Source organism: Microcoleus sp. AR_TQ3_B6, from assembly GCF_036702785.1.
Lineage (GTDB): Bacteria > Cyanobacteriota > Cyanobacteriia > Cyanobacteriales > Microcoleaceae > Microcoleus.
Map to the genome: position 1 here is coordinate 34,253 of NZ_JAUBVJ010000040.1, position 21,294 is coordinate 55,546.

The 21,294-nt window shown below is 44.9% G+C and carries 12 protein-coding genes; 7 read left to right on the forward strand and 5 right to left on the reverse strand.

Annotated elements, in window-relative coordinates:
• Positions 1 to 271 precede the first annotated feature (271 nt).
• The gene (locus QUB56_RS19460) at positions 272 to 1,810 is read right to left on the reverse strand and encodes a SagB/ThcOx family dehydrogenase (RefSeq protein WP_332957379.1); all 1,539 of its coding nucleotides are present in this window, start codon (positions 1,808 to 1,810) and stop codon (positions 272 to 274) included.
• A gap of 228 nt (positions 1,811 to 2,038) precedes the next feature.
• Here QUB56_RS19460 and QUB56_RS19465 point away from each other — a divergent pair, with 228 nt between their 5' ends.
• The 4 genes from QUB56_RS19465 (at position 2,039) to QUB56_RS19480 (ending at position 6,997) form a co-directional block, all read left to right on the forward strand.
• A complete protein-coding gene (locus QUB56_RS19465) occupies positions 2,039 to 2,560 on the forward strand; it encodes a pentapeptide repeat-containing protein (RefSeq protein WP_332957380.1) in 522 nt (173 codons plus the stop codon).
• Between the two features lie 292 nt (positions 2,561 to 2,852).
• On the forward strand, positions 2,853 to 3,188 hold the full coding sequence (locus tag QUB56_RS19470) for a hypothetical protein (RefSeq protein WP_332957382.1): 336 nt from the start codon (positions 2,853 to 2,855) through the stop codon (positions 3,186 to 3,188).
• A gap of 33 nt (positions 3,189 to 3,221) precedes the next feature.
• A complete protein-coding gene (locus QUB56_RS19475; RefSeq protein WP_332957383.1) occupies positions 3,222 to 5,300 on the forward strand; it encodes a dynamin family protein in 2,079 nt (692 codons plus the stop codon).
• A 14-nt stretch (positions 5,301 to 5,314) separates the two neighbouring features.
• Positions 5,315 to 6,997, forward strand: coding sequence for a dynamin family protein (locus QUB56_RS19480; RefSeq protein WP_332957384.1), 1,683 nt, complete (start codon positions 5,315 to 5,317; stop codon positions 6,995 to 6,997).
• Positions 6,998 to 7,386: 389 nt separating this feature from the next.
• Here QUB56_RS19480 and QUB56_RS19485 read toward each other — a convergent pair whose 3' ends face one another.
• The gene (locus QUB56_RS19485; protein ID WP_332957387.1) at positions 7,387 to 7,527 is read right to left on the reverse strand and encodes a hypothetical protein; all 141 of its coding nucleotides are present in this window, start codon (positions 7,525 to 7,527) and stop codon (positions 7,387 to 7,389) included.
• A gap of 2 nt (positions 7,528 to 7,529) precedes the next feature.
• Here QUB56_RS19485 and QUB56_RS19490 point away from each other — a divergent pair, with 2 nt between their 5' ends.
• Entirely contained in the window at positions 7,530 to 8,594 is a 1,065-nt protein-coding gene (locus QUB56_RS19490) for an aldo/keto reductase (protein WP_332957388.1), read from the forward strand.
• Between the two features lie 392 nt (positions 8,595 to 8,986).
• Here the strand turns inward: QUB56_RS19490 and QUB56_RS19495 are convergent, their stop codons facing one another.
• Together QUB56_RS19495 and gloA2 are read right to left on the reverse strand one after the other, a co-directional pair.
• The gene (locus tag QUB56_RS19495; RefSeq protein ID WP_332957389.1) at positions 8,987 to 10,279 is read right to left on the reverse strand and encodes an endonuclease/exonuclease/phosphatase family protein; all 1,293 of its coding nucleotides are present in this window, start codon (positions 10,277 to 10,279) and stop codon (positions 8,987 to 8,989) included.
• Positions 10,280 to 10,521: 242 nt separating this feature from the next.
• Positions 10,522 to 10,908, reverse strand: a complete 387-nt coding sequence (gloA2, locus tag QUB56_RS19500; RefSeq protein WP_332957391.1) for an SMU1112c/YaeR family gloxylase I-like metalloprotein — start codon at positions 10,906 to 10,908, stop codon at positions 10,522 to 10,524.
• 330 nt (positions 10,909 to 11,238) lie between these two features.
• On the opposite strand from gloA2, the gene ilvC reads away from it, so the two are divergent.
• Positions 11,239 to 12,288: a ketol-acid reductoisomerase gene (ilvC, locus tag QUB56_RS19505; protein WP_332957393.1), complete on the forward strand. Its 1,050-nt coding sequence runs from the start codon at positions 11,239 to 11,241 to the stop codon at positions 12,286 to 12,288.
• Positions 12,289 to 13,512: 1,224 nt separating this feature from the next.
• On the opposite strand, the gene QUB56_RS19510 is transcribed toward ilvC, so the two are convergent.
• The gene (locus QUB56_RS19510; RefSeq protein ID WP_332957394.1) at positions 13,513 to 15,174 is read right to left on the reverse strand and encodes an alpha/beta hydrolase; all 1,662 of its coding nucleotides are present in this window, start codon (positions 15,172 to 15,174) and stop codon (positions 13,513 to 13,515) included.
• A gap of 403 nt (positions 15,175 to 15,577) precedes the next feature.
• Here QUB56_RS19510 and QUB56_RS19515 point away from each other — a divergent pair, with 403 nt between their 5' ends.
• A complete protein-coding gene (locus QUB56_RS19515; protein WP_332957399.1) occupies positions 15,578 to 21,046 on the forward strand; it encodes an AAA family ATPase in 5,469 nt (1,822 codons plus the stop codon).
• Positions 21,047 to 21,294 lie beyond the last annotated feature (248 nt).

Genomic DNA, 21,294 nt, shown 5'->3' on the forward strand with positions numbered 1-21,294 from the left:
ATCTCAAATCTAAAATCGATTGACGGTTGACTGTTGACGCGCGGGTCAAAAAAATGAAAATTGCGCTAATTATTTGTTGCGACCAGCTTGATTCGACTTGACGCCCGACTCTTGAAGCAAGGATTTGATATCATTCCGACCTGACTGCCAGAATTGATATGACTCGCTTGTTTCATTTTTTGCAGATTGAGCCGTTCCTACCGTAAATCAGCAACGCCAATTCTTCAATCTAAAATCTCAAATCTCAAATCTAGAATAGATTGACTGATTCTCACGATCGAGGTCTTCCCAGACTTGTAATATAAAGCACAGCCTCACTCCCAGGAATACCGAGAACGTCATTGACGCGATCGTCAAAAAAGCCCGCGATACCGCTGACACCCAAACGCAGTTGAATCGCTGCTAAATTTAACCGCTGGCCCAAATGACCCGCGTCCATGTGCAAATAGCGGTAAACTCGATCGCCATATTTTGCTACAGCCCTATTCAAATCCGCCGTGTGAAACAACAGCACCGCCGCATCTCTGCCCAAATCTTGCCCCAAGCACAAAAAATGCAACTCCCTGCGGAAATTTTTAAACCGAATTTGCCGCAATTCTTGAGCTTTCGGAGCGTAATAGTAACAGCCTTCTTCTAACCCAGTCACTCCCGAAACAGCAATAAAAGTCTCGATCAAACTTAGATCGAAATAGTCGGGAGAACCGTCTAATCCTTGGTCGATATAGTGCTGCGGCTGGTAAGTAAAATCGAGCATAGCTAGCAGTTCGCCCAAGCTCAAAGAAGCACCTGTATAACCGCGGGTAGAACGCCTTTTGAGGATAGTGTTTTCTAAAGTTTCCAGGTTCACTCCCCAAGGAATCGAAGGAGTGACCGTCGAAACTTTAGTACAAAATGGAAAGTTGTATTTATCGTCTAATTCCCCTTCACTTTCATCAAGTTTCCAGCCGTCCGCTCCGGTAGGATCGGATTCTAAATGCGTCGCTTTGTGGAGGTATCTTAACAGTTGACCTTCGGAAATTTGCGGGTAATCTGTCGTGGTGTTTCCGGGCAAAGCTGTTTTAAATTTAGGCAAGTTTTGGTCAATATCTAGCAAGTCGGCTAAAGCAACTACACAAATTGCTCCTTCTTGCTCCGAGTCGATGTACAGTAATTGATTGACAGCTTCGTCGGCGAATCCTCCAATCAGGTGAGGTCGGTAATCGTTGACGGCGCAAGCTAATTCGATATTGCTCAATAAATGACCGGTGTCTAGGAAAATTCGCCGATAAGCTCGGTCTTCGTAACGCCAAGAAGAACGGAAAAAAACAGTGGTAATGGCGATCGCCAATTGAGTATTTTCTAGCGCTGGCGACTGGAAACAAGCTGCTTGCAAGGTCGGCCAAACTTGACTGTCCCAAAAATGAACAAGTGAATGAGTTCGGCACTGATAGTTGTAAAGTCCCGCCGGCAACTGCGCAGTGCCGCGGGAGATTAAATAAACCTCTGCTGGGTAGAGCCCGCCCGCCGACGGTGCCGATCGCAAATACAGGTAGCTGTCGTCTACCGTTTGCACTTTCGCCGTCAACCCGTAGCTGCACAGCAACAAGCTGGACAACCGATGCCATCCACCGGCATCGGGATCGGCATCGGAATCCTCCGAGGGGTCTTTTAAATAAGGCTTGAGGTCAAAATACGCTCCAATTTTATATTCTTTGAACGGCACAGGTTGCTCTGTCCAATCTAGCTGTTTGCTTTTGGCAGCAATGGTTTCAGGATCGTATTTTGTCCGTTCGTGGTAGTGCTGAGCAATGGAGGGAGGAAGTTCTGGCATATTTCAGTAAATGATTGAGTTTGGTTTCTCGATCGATCTTGGCATTACCGACCGCTTACTGGTCGAGCTAGGCAGAATTTTACAAATATAAAAAAAATCTTAGAAAAAATGAGATTGTTGTTACACAAGCTTAACATAAAATAATGCCTAAGTATAAATACACAAATTAATACCCATTAATTACTGTTATGGATTGGCTGCAATAGCTGTCCTCATAAAAGGATGAAAATGCAAAAGCTAAGCGCTGAGGAATTGCTGGCTCAGTATGCTGAGGGCAAGCGAAACTTTAACGCCGTTGACTTAAGTGAAGATAACTTGTTTCAAGCAAATTTGGCGGAAATAAATCTTTCGGGTAGCATTCTGAGACGAGCTTATTTGCCCTACGGAAATTTGACTGAAGCCAATCTTTATAAAACTGATTTGCAAGATGCTGAATTGGGCGACATTCAACTTTATCAAGCTAACTTGTCGGAAGCAAATTTATCAAGAGCCAATTTATCCAGAGCCAATTTGCGCCACGCCAATTTACAAGGTGCCAATTTGCAGAAAGTTAATTTGCAAGGGGCAGATTTGTACAATGCAGATTTGACGAATGCCGATTTGAGATATGCGGATTTGAGCCGAGCTAATTTGCAGAAAGCAAAGTTAACCAAAGCTCAATTAGCGGGCTGCAACTTATTTCGATCGCGCTTGGTTGATTTGTCGGAAGCTGAGTGCGATCGCACTACCATCGGCCCCGAAGGATATTGATGGTGTGCAGCGACAAGTCTAGGGATCTCCGCTTAATTGGTCCAAATCCCTTTTTTAAATTTCTTAACATTTCTCGACACGGCGGAAAATGTGAGTTACAGTTGTTGAAATAGTCCTGGACGCATGGGGGTTCAAAAACCGGGTTTTTTACCCAATCTGCCGGCTGCAATGCGTCTTTTCGTAAAAAAAACCGGTTTCTTTGGTAAGAGTGCGTTTAGAACCCAGAAAACTTATCGCTTCGCAATATAGACAATAAACAACACACTTGTCCAGTGGAAACAAGGTAAAAGTTATGAACTCTCCGGATAAAAAAGCAAGAGAACTCAGGCATAAAGAACAAGAGCTGCGGAAGCGCGAACAAGAAATTCGGCTCCGCGAACTAGAAGCCGAAATCGACCGCTCAGTGCCAGAATATCGAACAAGCAAGTACGAAGAACCAGACAGCCAAGTTAAAGAAGGCAAACTCCAACAGTGGCGCCGAAAAATTATAGCCGTAGCTCAATTTACAGGCATTGTCATTGCTGTTGTCGTTGCAGTCCGCATAGCATCTTGGCTGGCAACTGCGGTGATAGTGGGAGGCATTGCTTTGATTGCTTACAAAATGTTTTTTGCCAAAGACAAAACTTGAAAACCCCAAGCAGGAAACTCTCAGGAAACAGCCATGAACCTTAAAGTAGAAACTAGCAACTTTCTCAACGATTTAGAGCGAGTAGCCGAAGTCCGCCGAGAAATTGCCGATCGCCTCAGCAACATCGCCACAGCCATCAACCACTCAGAATTAGCAGCAGCAGCAGCCTCAGGGAAACTCGGTTTAGAAACGGACAGCGCCGACATCAATCTCGCCAGCAACAACTTACGTCAAGGAGTCTTTCGGCTGCTAGTTTTAGGCGACATGAAACGTGGCAAAAGCACTTTTCTCAATGCCTTAATCGGCGAAAACTTACTGCCCAGCGACGTAAATCCCTGTACAGCTTTGCTGACGATTTTGCGCTACGGTTCAGAAAAAAAAGTTACCGTTTATTTCAATGACGGCAAAAGCCCCAAACAGCTAGATTTTAAAAGTTTTAAAGAAAACTACACAATTGACCCCGCTGAAGCCAAACGCCTAGAATCAGAAAAAAAACCAGCATTTCCAGATATCGACTGCGCCGTAGTAGAATATCCCTTACCTTTGCTAGAAAAAGGCATAGAAATAGTAGACAGTCCCGGACTAAACGATACAGAAGCCCGCAACGAATTATCTCTCGGTTACATCAACAACTGCCACGCTATTTTGTTTGTGCTCAGGGCAACTCAGCCTTGCACAATGGGGGAAAGACGCTATCTAGAAAATTACATCAAAAATCGCGGATTGAGCGTTTTCTTTCTGATCAATGCTTGGGATCAGGTGCGGGAAAGTTTGATTGACCCAGACGATCCTGAAGAATTGGCAGAAGCAGAAGGGAAACTGCGGCGGGTTTTTCAAGCTAATTTAGCAGAATATTGTTTAACAGAAGGACACGATATTTACGAGGAGCGAGTCTTTGCAATTACCTCAATTAAGGCGCTCAGGCTGCGGATCAAAAACCCGGATGCGGATTTGGCAGGAACTGGTTTTCCCGAGTTTATGGCGGCACTGAATACGTTTTTGACCCAGGAAAGGGCGATTTCCCAATTGCGTCCGGCGAGGACTTTGGCGCGTCAAATTTCTGCTCGCGTCCGCGAAGCTGTGGGACGGCGATTACCATTACTCGATCGCGATGTCAATGAGTTGAAGGAAAAAATTAATTCAGTCGAGCCAGAGTTTAAAAAGCTGACTCAGATTCGCGATGAATTTAAACAAGAAATTATCGAAGTTAGAGATAGTAAATCGCGGGCGATCGCAGATTCTTTCCGCACCTACGTTCTCAAATTAGAAAATACCTTTGAAACAGACTTTTTGCGGTATCAACCAGAGCTGAGCTTTCTGGATTTCTTCAGCCAAGGCAAGCGAGAAGCCTTTGAAGCATCGCTCAGACAAGCATTAGAACAGTACATCAACGACAAACTAGCAGCTTGGACTCTCACGGCAGAACAAGAGATGAATTCAGCCTTTTCGCAGCTATCGCAAAGTGCGGCAAATTACGGAGCATCTTACACGAAAGTGACTGAAAAAATTACCGAAAAACTAACCGGGCAAAAAATACCCGCAGCAGTCAGTAACTCGAACGAAGATAACTCGCCAGCTTGGGCAAAATGGGCGATGGGATTGTTCTCGTTAACGACCGGAAATCTGGCGGGCGTAGCAATGGCAGGAGCGGGTTTTGATTGGAAAAATATCCTGCTTAATTTAATCACTGTGTTAAGCGTTAGTACGATTCTTGCTAGTTTGACGGGGATTGTTTTAGGGCCGCTGTACTTGGCTTTGTTGGGGATGGGTGTTGGGGTTTTGCAAGCAGACGGAGCTCGCAAACAGTTGGTAAAAGCGGCGAAAAAAGAGCTGGTGAAATATCTGCCGCAGGTGGCTCAAGAGCAGTGGCAGCCGATTCACGATGCTGTTAAAGAGTGTTTTGATGTTTACGGGCGGGAAGTGAGCGATCGGATGAATGCTGATATTAATTCTCGGAAAGCTGAGTTAGATAATTTGCTGGAACAAAAGGAATCTCGCGAGATTAATTGTCAGGCTGAATCTGAGCGGTTGAAAAAATTGGAGGCTGATGTTTCTGCCCAATCGCAGAGTATAGAATCGCTATATCAAGGTTTCCTAGCAGCCGCTAAATGAAATAAAACAACAATATGCAACAATCCGAAATTTATCAAAACCTGACCCACAATCTCCAATCAGCACTCGGTATTCTCGAACTTGACAAAAACTCCCAACTTTATCGAGATACAACCTCAATCTGCGACTACCTCGCCAAACCCACTTTTCAAATTGCTGTCTTTGGCCCGTTTAATTACGGCAAGTCAACTTTGCTCAATGCTTTGCTTGGAAATCGTGCTTTGCCGATCGACCTCGTGCCCACTACAGGTGCTGCCATTTATGTCAACTACGGCGAGGAATTGCGCGCCAAAATTACCCTGAAAGACGGCACGGAAGTTAGCGAACCGGGGACTGATGTGTTGAAACGCTACGCCATCCTTGACGACGCCAGACAAATGCGGGATGATGTGGGCGCCGTGAATGTTTACTGTCCCCATCCATTCCTGAAAACGGGTGTGGAATTGCTGGATTTGCCGGGAACCAATGACCGCGAAGAACAGGATAATTTGGTTCGGGATAAATTGCTAACGGCTGATTTGGTTGTGCAGGTTTTAGATGCTCGCAAATTGATGACTTTAGGGGAACGGGAGAACTTAAGAGATTGGTTGAGCGATCGCAACATCAACACTGTACTCTTTGTTGCCAATTTTCTCAATCTACTCGAACCAGACGAGCAAAAACAAGTATACAATCGGTTGTTGTTTGTTGCCGAAAGTTTTCGCTCCAACTTGCCGAACAATATCAGCAATATCTACCGCGTCGATGCTTTGCCGGCTTTGAGGGCGAGGCTGAAAGGAGATGTGGCGGCCGCCCAAACTACAGGAATTGCCAGCTTTGAATCGGCTTTGCAAAGTATTGTGGCAGCTCAACAGGAACAACTAGCAGTTAAATTGCCCAGAATTGAAACTATAGCTACTAAAATTTGCCAATCTCTCCGAACCAAAGCTGAAACTGTCGCTGCAGAAATAGCTGCAGCTCAAAAAAAGCACAAAGACAAAATTGAAATTAAACAAAAAGCAGAAAAATTGATATTAAAAGGCTTTCACGCCAGCGTTTCCGATTTCGAGATTTGGCTTTACCAGCCGACACTTTTGCAGCGCTATCAATCGGAAATGGCCCTGTCGCTCCAGGAAGGAAGTTTTGACGCGTGGAACCTAAAATTTCAGCGAGAGGTGTTGAAGCAACAGCAAACGATCGCAGAATGGGTAAATAAAGCTTGCGAATTCTTTGACAAAGAACAGCCGATCGCACTTTTGATTTCGTTTCCTCCATCCCCACAAGTCACCTTACCGGAACCGCCACCACCTCCAGCTCAAAAGTCGATCGAGGGCGAAGTGGCTCCAGTGGCGATCGCCACTGGCTTAGGTTGGCTGCTGGGCGGGCCTGTGGGGGCCGCAGTAGTCGGCGGTGCTAGCTATATTTTGAATAAAAGAACGGGGTATGAAAATCCGCCTGAATCGTCAGAAGCTTATCTAAATCAAGTAACGGAAATTTGCAGCGAGGCTGCTAAAAACTATCTCGCTCGCTTCAGTACCGATACTTTTTCCATGCTGCAACACTACAAGGAAATCGCCGAAAAAGTTATCTGTTTTCAAGAGAGCAAAGAGCCGCTACAGACCAATATTCAGCAATATCAGATACAGTTAATCAATAATTTGTTAGAAAATATCGAATCATCCCTTCAAATGACCAAATCTGTAATTAACGGCAAATGATCCGAACCGCCATGGCGGCCAGTATTAATTTTTAAAACAGCAATTTATTTGCTGACTAAAAACTGATATATCGGAATATAAACCAGCGGCATAAACGTCAGTCAAGTCGGTAAAAACTGAGATGTTGCACCGTCAATAAGCCTTTTATTTGGGCAGTGGAAACTTGGCTGATTTGCCCATCAATCGTCCCCTATGTCCGGTAAGCAACAATCAGGCTGGGATGGTTCGCGCCCATAGAGATCGAATCTGCAAAGCAAGTTGCGGCCGGATTAGGACTAGCTGAACCCAGCAAAGAAATCATTCCGAATCACGGAAAAAGTTCACCGGCACTCAGCATTGAGAATATGCCCAAGAACTCGCTCAAATGTTCCTTTAGACAGTCCCATAACTCAAGCACCTCCAACCAAGGCTAGAGCAAAGATTGCTTCTAGCTCTTTAGGATTATTTCTGTGACCTACTTTGATAGAGGCTTTTTGCATCTGTTCCTCTATTACTGTGAGTAAGTCGTAGTTATTTGTTAAAGGAGACATTTATGGGTATCACCAGACGCGATTTGTTAAAAGTAACTTCTGCTTCGGGTTTGGTTGCAGCAGGGCTGGCTGCTTCCGAAGGGTTTTTCCAACCTTTGTTAGCTCAAGATGAACCGACCCAAGTATACGCTGAAAGTGCAGTGGCCCAAGGTCAAACTCAAAGCGGCGAGATGAGTTACAGGACCCTGGGACGCACGGGAGAGCGAGTGTCTGCGATCGGCTTAGGGGGACACCATATCGGACGCATTCGAGAGGAGCAAGAAAGTATTAAGCTCATCCGCAGTGCGATCGACCGCGGCATCAATTTTATGGACAACTCCTGGGATTATCACAACGGGCGCAGCCACCGATGGATGGGACAAGCGCTCAAGGATGGCTATCGGCAAAAGGTTTTCCTGATGACAAAGATCGACGGTCGCACCAAAACCGCTGCCATGATGCAGATTGATGAGTCACTCTCTGCGTTGCAGACCGATCGCATCGACCTGATGCAGCATCACGAAATTATTCGGATGGAAGACCCCGATCGCATCTTTGCCCCCGGTGGGGCAATGGAAGCTTTGGTGGAAGCGCAGAAAGCGGGCAAGATTCGCTACATCGGTTTTACAGGACACAAAGACCCTGTGGTTCACCTGCGAGTGCTGGAAATTGCCGCTCAAAACAATTTCCGTTTCGACGCGGTACAGATGCCGCTCAACGTGATGGATGCTCATTTTAGAAGTTTTGAGCAACAAGTTCTGCCCGTGTTGGTAAAGAACCAAATCGGTGTGCTGGGGATGAAATCGATGGGCGACCCCTACGTGCTTAGAAGTAATACAGTCACCCCGATCGAATGTCTCCACTATGCGATGAATTTGCCTACTTCTGTTGTGATTACTGGCATTGATAGCATGCAACTGCTCGATCAAGCGTTTGAGGCCGCTCGCACGTTTAAGCCGATGGATCGATCGCAAGTTGCGGCGATGCTGGCTCGCACGCGCGCAGCGGCTGCAAAAGGGCAATACGAACCGTATAAAACTACCAACCAATTTGACAGTACCGCAATGAACCCATCCTGGCTAGGATGAGCGCTTTTGTATTCAACAGCACATCTAGACTTGAGGCCGAACAAATTGTTACTTTTAGGACTAAGGACAACTGGCACACCCTCATCAACTTTTAGGGTGCGTTTGACATGGATTATGAACGGATTCTCAAGACTTCCCGATAGTAGAGCACCTTACTAATTTAGGGCTAAGGCCAACTGGCACACTCTAATCGACTTGTAGGGTGTTAGTTCGCCTTAGTTCTATAGCAATCCTAAATGATTCAGATAAATTTGTAGGGGTAGTGCCTTTCTTTGCCTACCCCCTATCTATCGGGCAACCACGGGGGGATTGCCCGTACAATAATTATGCAAATGATGCGAGGATTGCTATAAGTAAATCAATAATTTGTTAGAAAATATCGAATCCTGGCTTCAAAGGACTAAATCTGTAATTAACGGCAAATGATCCGAACCGACATTGCCGCCAGTACGAATCTTCAAAACACCAATTTCTTTGCTGACTAGAAAGTGATCGATGGGAATATAAGCCAGCGGCAGAAAAGTCGGCCAAGTCGGTAAAATGCCAAAGCCCGATCGCGCATTTCGCAGTTTTGCGGTTTTTACCATATTTTTGTAGAACGGCGACCACATTGTGGTATTGAAATCCCCAACCACAACCAGCGGATTTTTTACTTGGGCTGCATACTCGCCGATGGCTGCTAGCTGTTTATTGCGATCGATAAAACTCTGCTGTTTTATCGGCACAGTCGGATGAACAAGAATCAGAGAAATGATTTTACCTTGAAATTTCACATCCACCAACAAGCTTTTTCTTCCCTGAGAAAAGGCTTTAACAGAAGCATTTTCTAAAGGCAGCTTGCTGTATATTGCACTGCCAAAATGCTCCGATTCTTGCTGGTTAGAATAGTAAGGAAACATCTCGCTTAAAACCGATAACTCTTTTGCCCAAGATGTGCTGACTTCGACAAAAACCGCGATATCGGGTTGTTCTGCTTTAACCAGCGATATCACATCAGAATATCGTCGGTTACCCGTTAAAACATTTGAATGCAAAATCCGCAAATTTTGCCCGGGAGGAGCTCCTGCAAATGCTGGCGCTGGAAAATACCAAGGAACAATTTCCGCCAAATTAATGATAATGCAAAAGGCGCTCACCAGCAACCATCTTTTTTTTGAGCGCACCAGAGCGAAGAATATAAAAGTAGAGAAACCAACCAGCACATATTGTAGTTTAAAATGAGAACTCAATTCAAAAAAAATGTTAAATTTTCCCAAATAACCGACTATTGAAAGCAGGGTATTTACAGTTGCTGCGATAACAAAAAATTTTAAAATTACGTGCTTCCAGGGAATATTTTTGTTGTTGCTGCTGTGCATCACCGCCCATTTGAGCTTGATTTTAAGGTCGTTGGTAATTGGCAATTTATCAATTTCTATTACCAGTTCTTCTGGCTGTTCCAACTCTCGTCGCTGTTGATAAAATCTCACCAGCCAGCTATCTACCACAAAATAACTGAAATAATTCGCAACACATCCTACAAATACCAACACACCTAAACCCATCGGCATACCAAAGGGACCGCCTACTTTGACCAAACCCGACCAAAAGGCTCCATCACCTGTTTTACCTGTAGCTACTATGGCTATAAATAGCATGAAAGCAGGCAATCCGAGCGTGATTGTGTTTCGGATGAGATAGTCCATTATACAATTTTAGATTTTAGATTTTAGATTTTAGATTGGGAATGAATCATGCAGTTTTTAGGGCCATGCACACCCTACCTATTGACTTAAGAGCGACTTGACAAAATCGGGATACTCCTTAAATTTCATAGATTTCTAATTTAGATTTTAGATTTTAGATTGGGAATGAATCATGCAGTTTTTAGGGTCATGCACACCCCACCTATTGACTTAAGAGCGACTTGACAAAATCGGGATACTCCTTAAATTTCATAGATTTCTAACGGTAAGTTGTCGGGATCTCGGAAAAATGTAAAGCGTTTGTCGGTAATTTCGTCAAGGCGAACTTGTTCTACTTCTACTTGTTGGGATTTTAAGTAAGCAACTGATACTTCTATGTCCTCAACTGCAAAAGCTAAATGTCTTAAACCGCAAGCTTCAGGATTGTTAACTCTTTCAGGAGGATGGGGAAATGAGAAAAGCTCGATGGTGTCGCCGTTTCCGACTCGCAAATCTAGTTTGTAAGAATTCCTCTCGGTTCGGAAAGTTTCTTTGATAATGGAACATCCCAATACTTCTACATAAAATTTCTTCGATGCTTCGTAATTCGAGCAAATAATCGCCACATGATGTATTGCTTTTATTTTCATCTTTAAAAAGTTAGTTGCGTTTTTCTGAGATGCTCACCATTCTCAATAAGCTGTTTATGAACAGGCTTTCCGGCCTGTTCCACAAAGAGTGAATTTTCTTGTGGAACAAGCCGGAAAGCCTGTTAAGCGAGAATGGTGCAAGATGTGAGGTTTTTTCAACAGCACAGCACGCTATTGACAATTATATTTGACGATCGCAGACTCCGCCACCAACCCTGCTAAATTCAGGACGTGAAGCGGAGCTATCCCGAAGGGAATCGTCCTGAATTTTCCCCCGCCCAAATCTTAATCTGAAAAATTTCTGCTTCAAAAGCACCCTACTTTGATAAAATGAGAGTTTTGCAGTCAATCACCCAATTTGCATCTCAGGAAACAAGCACTATGGCCCGTATGTATTACGACACCGACGCGAACCTAGACCTCTTAGCCAACAAAACGATTGCTATCATCGGCTACGGTTCCCAAGGACACGCCCACGCCCTCAACCTCAAAGACAGCGGCATGAATGTCGTTGTCGGTTTGTATCCCGGTAGCAAATCTGCCGCCAAAGCAACCGACGCGGGTTTAACAGTTCACCCGGTAGACAAAGCAGCCGCCGCCGCTGACGTCATCATGATTTTATTGCCCGATGAAGTTCAAAAAACCGTTTACAAAGAACAAATCGAACCGAACCTTTCAGAAGGAAATGTTTTAGCATTTGCTCACGGTTTTAACATTCACTTCGGCCAAGTTGTTCCCCCGGACACTGTAGACGTAGTAATGGTTGCCCCCAAAGGCCCCGGACACTTGGTGCGGCGGACTTACGAACAAGGGGAAGGCGTTCCGAGTTTGTTTGCAGTATATCAAGATGCTTCCGGTCAAGCGCGCGATCGGGCAATGGCCTATGCTAAAGGTATCGGCGGCACCAGAGCAGGCATCCTTGAAACCACTTTCCGCGAAGAAACAGAAACCGACCTTTTTGGCGAACAAGTAGTTTTGTGCGGCGGTTTGAGCGCATTAATTAAAGCTGGATTTGAAACTTTAGTTGACGCCGGATATCAACCGGAATTAGCTTATTTTGAATGTTTGCACGAAGTTAAACTTATCGTTGACTTAGTAGTAGAAGGAGGCCTCGCCAAAATGCGCGACAGCATCTCCAATACCGCAGAATACGGCGATTTAACTCGCGGCCCCCGCATCGTCACGGATCAAACCCGCGCCGAAATGCGCAAAATTCTCAGCGAAATTCAATCCGGCCAATTTGCCCGCGAATTCGTTCTGGAAAACCAAGCCGGCAAACCGGGCTTTACCTCCATGCGCCGTCGGGAAGCCGAACATCCTATTGAAGAAGTTGGTAAAGATTTGCGAGCTATGTTTAGCTGGTTGAAAAAGCACGCTTAATCAATTTTAGATTTTAGATTTTAGATTTTAGATGGGAGGACAAACCTACAGCGTATTCCAGGTTTATGAAGCAGAACGGCCCGGTTTCCTGTCCCTACGGCGGGGATAGATAGGCGGGTGTCGTTCGTAAACGTGGAATCTGCTGTAAAACAGTCCTGGACGCAGAACCTCTATCTGTAGGGTGCGCACGCAGCACCTTACCGCTGGGAACAAAATCTAAAATCTCAAGTTTAATCGATTACAGATTAGAGATTGGATAAAAAATCTCTAATCTAAAATCTCCAATCTAAAATCGTACTGTTGGGTTAAGCTTCGCGAAACCCAACCTACAAGAAAATAGCTAGGTATTGTTAGAGAAATCGGGTTTCTAGCTGGTAGCTCAAAACTAGGGAGTGGCACTAGGACTTTTTTCCAATTTCTCAATTTGCCGTTGCCTTTGCTCGTTGTTATCTCTTGGCCTCAGCCACTTGGGCCACAACCCGACGAAGAACTTTCGACTTGCCACGCTAGTCTCTCTTACAGGTTTGGGCAGAAAAGTTAAAGTGTCACCGTAAAGGGTAAACAGCGCTATAAACAGAATCAACAGCGGGATAAGATTTTTTTTAGGCATCGCAGTTTGGGAGTATAGTTTGTGAATGCGCTTTGTTATATTTTGCCCTTGCACGGACAAAAAATATCAGCAAGGGCTAAAGAATAAAAATAGGCCCCTGGGCGAAGTGGGCGGGCATACAAAAGGCAAGACTGCTAGTCGTAATATCGTTTCCGCTGACATCGCAATCATAATTTTCTGAGTGCAGTGGCAGCGTCACCCTTGGCTGCGCCCTCTCAGGAGCGATCGTCCGGCTCGCACTCAAGTATAATTCTGATGTTACTTTATTTGATATTACTACAAGTTTTAATCATTACCTAATGACTCATGACTCATGACGGTTGACTGTTGACGGTTGACTGTTGACGGTTGACTGTTGACGGTTGACTGTTGACGGTTGACTGTTGACTGTTGACTGTTGACTGATGACGAATGACTAATAACTAATGACTCATATCATGTCTTATCGATTAACCATAATATCCCGGTCGGGGCGGGTTTTTGAGATGGGAGATTGTTGGCAGGTATTGTTGGTTAACCCGCCCCTACAAAAATCGCGGTTCCTCGACCGGACATGAGATCGTGACTAATGACTAATGACTAATGACTAATGACTAATGACTAATGACTAATGACTACTTATGCCCTTGAATAAAAGTTTGCAGGATTGCATTAGTTTCCGGGGTAATTTCTGTTACCAGCCGCACCGGAATTGCATGGGTCGAAGCAAATTGCGCGTATTCTGGCGTTAGAAAGACTGCATATGTTTCAGCTTCAGCAGTCAGTTGAGCGGCCGTAGCCAAACTTACAGCTTTAATATAATTGCGTATGCTAATAGCTTTGTCGCCGACAAGTTCATCGCCGGCAATTACTGTGCTAGGTCGGCGAAATTGACCTAAAGTTGTACAGGGATCTTTGACGCTTAAGTGGGTTCCTCCTATAAAACCGACTAGCCATTTAGGAGAGGGAATTTTCGGAAAGCCGGCAATTTGTTCTACTAAGGCGGGAGTTGTTTTGTCTGCTGAAGATGCTACTATTAAGGTGGGAATTTGAATTGCACTCAAACCCCTTTCTCCAAATAATAATGATGTGGTAGGATTCATGGCGATCGCCCTTTTAATCCTCGCATCCCGCAATTGATAACGTTCTGCGGGCAATCCGGCCGCCGCGCACTGAATGCCTTCGCCCAAGCTGAACCCAATCAAATCCCCCTGACACCTGTGTTTGAGTCGGTTCAATTGCAGTTCGGCGCCGGCTAAGGACAAGGCTGTGGCTCCGCCCAAGGAATAGCCAATTACTATCGATCGGTCGATCGCGATTTTCCCCTGGAAAGTATCATCAGTTTGGTTCAATTTTGTCAGTTCGTCGAGCACAAAACTGATGTCTTTGGGACGGTCTAAAAACTCTTGAGGAGCTAGCAAGGCACACTTACCCGCTATCGCAGCATTGGTGTTCGTTTCATTGCTTCCGGGATGTTCTAAAGCAGCTACCACATAGCCGTAAGACGCCAAATGCTCGGCTAAATAGCGCAACTCCTTGCGTACAGAACCCAAACCGTGAGAAAAGACGATCGTCGGTTTGTCGGCCCTGGCAGCTCTCGACCAGTACACATCAACCGGAATGCGCCGATTGCGGGCGCTATCGTTCAAATCTAGCGCCCGTACCCGCACCGAATTAGGTCCAGCTTTGGTGGGATCGAAAGGCAGGTTCAGGGCAGGTTTAACCGCTGCTAACTGAGGTGCGATCGCCGCCATAAACCGCTGAGTTTGCCAAAAACTTACGTTCAAATTTCCCAAAACCGAGAAAGCTCGAGGGAGATCCACCACTATCCGCGAGCTCGGATAAGATTCAAGGAAACTCAATACCGATAAGCCGGAGGGCGCGTTCGCTCCCTGCACCAGAGCCGCTCGCAGCGCTTCCACACCGGCACCGTCGCGCCTGGGTATGACTGTACTCAAATCCGTCAGGATCGCAGTCCCGATGGCCGTATTTAGCAAGTTGGTCAGGGCGACTACATTTAGGGGAATTTTTGCTTGCAGTGCTCGAACGATTTGACTGCGCTGTTCGGAGGACAGGAGATTGGCGTAAGCTTGCAGTTTTTGGGGGACTTTTCCTGTTTCCGCGAGTTCGCGCAAATCTGCAACTGATATTGATAATTTTAAAATACCTTTTCGGACAACAACAACCGTTTCTGCAGGTTTTACAGGGGATGTCACAGCACTGAAAGTGTCGGTAGCGATCGAACCCAAAACACTCACCACCGAAGAAAACCATCTGAAAGCTGGTCTGATGCTCATTTTTACCCTATTGAACTAGAGAGACTAGATCGCGATCTTCTCAAAATTGTCCTATATACTGAGAAATTATCTCGCTCCGGGTGCGAAAGGCTTTGCCTTTGGGTATATTTAATTGCCGATCGATAATGCTTCTATTGCCTACTTACAGTTAAATCTCGACTTCTAGAACTTATTAGCGATCATTGTCAAGCCCAGATAGCCATTTGGCTTGAGGCACTAAGCGCAATTGCGGTTGACATAATATTTTGTGTTAACTAGAATATGCCATTAAACCCTCTCCTATCGTTTCCGCCGAAATCGGAATCATAATTTTTCCAGTGCAGTGCCATCGTCGGGTTTGCATCATATCGTTTGCGCAGGCATAAGAAAAAATATACTTACCTCAGCTATCAGCATGATGTCAATGAATACCTTGATACTTCCCGGTTACCAAATCAGCGCCCCTATCTCCGACGGCTTGAATACCTGCATTTACCGAGGCATTAGAGAATCTGACGAACAACCAGTCATCATCAAAATCCTCAAGGCCGAATTTCCCACCCTAGAAGAAATTACCCGCTTAAAAAACGAATATAAAATCACTCAGCATTTACACGTAGAAAGCATCGTCAAATCTTACAGCCTCGAAACATCTCAAAACCGTTTCGCCCTGATTTTAGAAGACTTTGGCGGCCAGTCCCTCAGCCAAATCCTCTCAAAAAGACTTAACTTAACAGCATTTTTAAACATTGGCATTCAACTAACTTCAGCACTCAACTCACTCCATCAAAACTGCATTATTCACAAAGATATAAAACCCTCCAATATTATCATCAACCTGGACACAGAAACTGTCAAAATTAACGACTTCAGCGTCGCTTCGCGGCTGAGTCAAGAAAACCCCCAAATTAACAGTGCTAACTTAGTTGAGGGTACAGTAGCCTATATGTCTCCCGAACAAACGGGGAGAATGAACCGCACCTTAGATTATCGCAGCGATTTCTATTCCCTCGGCGTGACATTTTACGAAATGCTGACAGGCGAATTGCCGTTTAACAGCACGGATATTTTGGAACTCGTTCACTGTCACATTGCCAAACATCCCGTGCCGCCTTGTGAATGCAGAAGAAATGCAGAAAATAGCGATAAAATTCCCCAAGTCGTTTCTGATATTGTCATGAAGCTTTTGGCTAAAAATGCCGAAGATAGGTATCAGACAGCAGAAGGGATCAAGGCAGATTTAGAAAAGTGTTTGAATTCTTGGCAGACAACAGGGGAAATTGTTGATTTTGTACCGGGAGAGTGGGATCGCTCGGGACAACTTTCAATACCTCAAAAACTCTACGGGCGAGAAGCTGAAGTCGATCGCCTACTCGCTGCTTTTGAACGAGTCAGCGGCATTGACGAGCAACCACCGCCAGAAAATGCGGAAAATCTAGCTGCTGGTTCGCAAAGCGAAATAGTCCTAGTTTCCGGTTATTCTGGGATTGGCAAAACCGCGGTTGTTAATGAAGTTCACAAGCCAATTGTCCGACAGCGCGGCTATTTTATTAAGGGCAAATTTGACCAATTTAAGCGTAACATTCCTTATGCAGCTTTGATTCAAGCTTTCCAGTCATTAATCGGGCAGTTACTGACTGAAAGTGCCGAAAAATTCCAAGCTTGGCGGGAAAAATTAGCGGCGGCTTTGGGTGCAAACGGTGCAGTTATTGCTGAGGTGATTCCTGACATTGAGCTAATTATTGGCAAACAGCCGGAAGTGCCGCAATTGGGACCTGCCGAATCTCAAAATCGCTTTAATCGAGTCTTTCAAGAGTTTATCGGTGTCTTCACCGATCGAACACACCCGCTGGTCATTTTTTTAGATGATTTGCAGTGGGCTGATTCGGCATCGCTGAATTTAATGCAATTGTTGGTTGGCGATTCGGAAAGCCGATACCTGCTTTTTATCGGTGCTTATCGGGATAATGAAGTTAATCCGACTCATCCGCTCATCCAGGCGATCGAGCAAATTGAAAAAACTGGCACTCCTGTTCATCATATCGTCTTGCAACCGTTCGATTTCGGCATTGTCTACAAATTACTCGCCGATACCCTCACCGTTAACGACAAGCTGGGATTCCTGGCTGATTTAATCTTTCACAAAACTGGCGGTAATCCCTTTTTTATCACGCAACTGTTGCAAGCGCTTTATCAAGATAATCTGCTAAAGTTTGATTTTAACAGCGGTTGTTGGCAGTGGAATTTAGAGGAAATTCAGGCGATCGGTATTACTGATAAAAGCGTCGTGGAACTGGTAGCCAGCCGCATCGAAAAACTGCCAGAAACCACGCAAGAGGTATTAAAATTGGCGGCTTGCATTGGCGATACATTTAACCTCGATGTCTTGTCAATTGTCAACGAACAATCCCATGCGCAAGCAGCTAGCGCACTCTGGGCGGCGCTGCAAACTGGATTGGTTCTCCCGTTGAGCAATGCTTACAAGATTCCGCTGGTTGGAGGCTGGGGATCGGACAATTTGCGATCGGTCCTTTCTGCTTCCCAATCCAAGATTTCCTACAAATTCCTACACGACAGAGTGCAGCAAGCAGCTTATTCTCTGATTCCCGACGGCGAAAAGCAAGCAACGCACCTAAAAATCGGTCAACTGCTACTCAACAATACTCCCGCCTCTGAGATTGAAGAAAATGTCTTTGATATTGTCAACCAACTGAATGTCGGCGTTGAATTTCTCACCGAAAAGTCCGAAAAATATGAACTAGCAAAACTTAATCTGATGGCTGGGAAAAAAGCTAAAGCATCCAATGCTTACGAAGCTGCTGTCAGATATTTGAATGTCGGTTTGGGACTCATCAATTCCCTTGGCGCGGGAAGTGTAGGGGGGTCAAGTTGGGAGACTGATTATGACTTGACGCTGAATCTTCACGTAGAAGCAGCGGAGGCGGAATATCTCAATACTAACTTTGGGCGATCGCAAGAATTAGCAGATATCGTGTTGGAACAAGCTACAAACCTGCTCGACCAAGTTAAAGTTTACGAACTGCAAATCCAGTCTTATTTGTCTCAGAACCAGATGATTGAAGCCATTAATACTGGTTTAAAAGCTTTGGCCATGTTGGGAATTTCCCTATCTGAAATCCCCCGAGAGGGTTTGGCTGGAATTAAGTTATCTCAGCTTGATGAAATCGAGAAATTTCCGGTAATGACTGATGACTATGAGTTAGCCACAATGCGGATAATCTCGGCTGTTCTTTCTCCTATTTTTATTGCAAAATTAGAACTATTGCCACAAATTATCTTCACCATGGTTAATTTTTCTATGGAACGGGGTAATTCAGCACTTGGGGCGATCGCCTATAGTTGGTACGGCTTGCTGCTGGCTGGGGTATTGGGAGAGATAGAGGCTGGATATCATTCTGGAAAGCTAGCTTTGAAGCTATTAGACCAATTCAAATCTAAACAACTTAAATGCCAGGTTTATACCACATTTAACGCTTTGATCCGGCACTGGAAAGAACATACCAGAGAGACGATTTTACCTTTAAAAGAGGCGATGCAAAGCGGCTTAGAAACAGGAGATTTAACTTATAGCATTTATGCTGGTTACAACATTTTAATCGGTGCGTTTTTGATGGGAGAACCGCTAAATACTGTCGAACAAAAACAATTGCAATGCTTGATTTTAGCACGGCAACTAAAACAAGAACATTCGATAGACTTAGTTGAAACATGGGGACAGCTTCTTTTGAACTTACAACAAAACTCCGCAAATCAATTTCAGGTGACCGATGAAAAAGTTAATGAACACGAAATGTTGCATCGACTTAAAACAACCAATAACAACCTGGGGATTTTTAATTTTTATCTTGGTAAAATGCTGAGTTATTACTTATTTAAAAATTCCGAAAAAGCAGTAGCCAACGCATCTTTAGCTGCCGGATATGCACAAGTAGTAATTGGCTTTTCGATCGTCGTCACGCACAATTTTTACTATTCCCTGGCCCTGCTCGCTGTGTATCCAACTGCTGACAGTGCAGCACAAGAAAAACACTTGATGCAAGTAGCAGCAAATCAGGAAAAAATGCAGAAATGGGCGCACCACGCCCCCATGAATTACCAGCACAAATACGACCTGGTAGAAGCCGAAAAAGCGCGTGTTTTTGGGAAAAATTGGGAAGCAGCAGATTATTATGACAAAGCCATTCAAGGAGCAAAAGAGCAGGGATACATCCAAGAACAAGCACTCGCAAACGAACTTGCCGCCGAGTTTTATTTGTCTTGCAACAAAGACAAAATCGCTCAAGTCTATCTCACAGAATCTTACTACGGTTACATCGCCTGGGGAGCGATCGCGAAAGTCAAAGATTTAGAAGCCAGATATCCCCAATTAGTCGCCCAAACCCTCAACCGAGGAACCAAAACCGACGATTTAAAAGTCACCGCGACGACAACAAGCACTAACAGCGATTTTAGCAATGTCTTAGATATAGGCACATTCATCAAAGCATCTCAAGCTATTACCAGCGAAATTGTCCTGGATAAATTGCTTGCCCGTTTAATCAAAATTTTGTTAGAAAATGCCGCAGCTCAAAAAGCAGTGCTGATGCTTTACAAAGATGGCAATCTTTTTATACAAGCTACCTGCAATGCAGAGGAAAATCAAGTTAATGTCTTGCAATCCCTTGCGGTTGAACTCAGTCAAAATTTGCCCTTATCCATTGTAAACTATGTTGCCCGGACTCAAAAAAATTTGGTTTTAAACAATGCAGCCTCAGACGGATTGTTTACCGAAGATCCGTATATTTATAGCTATAAGCCTAAGTCAATTATTTGCAATCCAGTCACTTATCAGGGCCAACTCACAGGCATTCTTTACCTGGAAAATAACTTAGCAGTAGCTGCATTTTCTCCCGAAAGATTGGAAGTTTTAAATTTGCTCACTTCTCAAGTTGCTATCGCCCTCGAAAATGCCATACTCTACGCGCAAGAACAAGAAAAGTCGCAGCAACTCGAACAATCTTTGCAGAAATTGCAGCAAACCCAAGCTCAACTCGTGCAAACGGCAAAAATCTCAAGCTTGGGGCTGTTGGTAGCAGGAGTTGCTCACGAAATCAATAACCCCGTGGGCTTTATTGCCGGCAATCTCCACCACGCTAATGCTTATGTCCAAGACTTGATTTCCCTTGTCAATCTTTACCAACAGCATTATCCGCATCCAATGCCGGAAATTGCAGAAGCAGCAGAGGAAATTCAACTCGATTATCTAACCGAAGATTTGCCGAAAATGCTGGGTTCCATGCAGTTAGGAACCGATCGCATCCGCGATATAATGCAATCATTGTGCAACTTCTCGCGAATTGACGGCATCGAGAAAAAACCGGCCGACATTCACGCAGGCATCGACAGCACGTTGATGATTTTGCAGCACCGCTTGAAAGCAAAAGCGAAACGTCCAGCAATTCAAGTGATTAAAGAATACGGCAACTTGCCTTTGGTTAAGTGTTACAGCGGCCAACTCAATCAGGTGTTTATGAACTTGCTGGGAAATGCGATCGACGCTTTGGATGAGTCAAATGGATCTCGCACTTATGCTGAGATGGAACGCCATCCTAATATTATCCGCATTTCCACCGAAGTTAAACAAGAAGGAAAAGGTGAAAAAATCGCTTCTTTTGCAGTGATTCGGATTAAAGATAATGGGGCTGGGATCGCTGAAGCAACGCGGTGTAAAATGTTCGATCCGTTTTTTACAACCAAACCACAGGGGAAAGGTACGGGATTGGGACTCTCGATTAGCTATCAAATTGTTGCCGAAAAACACGGTGGGGCGATCGAGTGTATTTCCGAACTGGGAAAAGGTGCGGAATTTGTCCTAACAATTCCGTTGAATTAGGATTAAATCTTAACCGCAAATAGACCTCTTGCAAAAGTCAAAAACTCACCCCCCTCAGTCCCCCCTTGTTAAGGGGGGAAGCCTGAAAAATTAGGCTCCCGGACCGCGACTTCGGGGAGGGTTGGGGAGGGGTCTGGTGCATTTTTGCAAGAGGTCTAATGAATGCCGATTCATAATATGAAATCCGTTAGCATCGGAATAGTAAATTCGAGTTCACGGTTGACGGTTGACTGTTCACTGTCAACCGT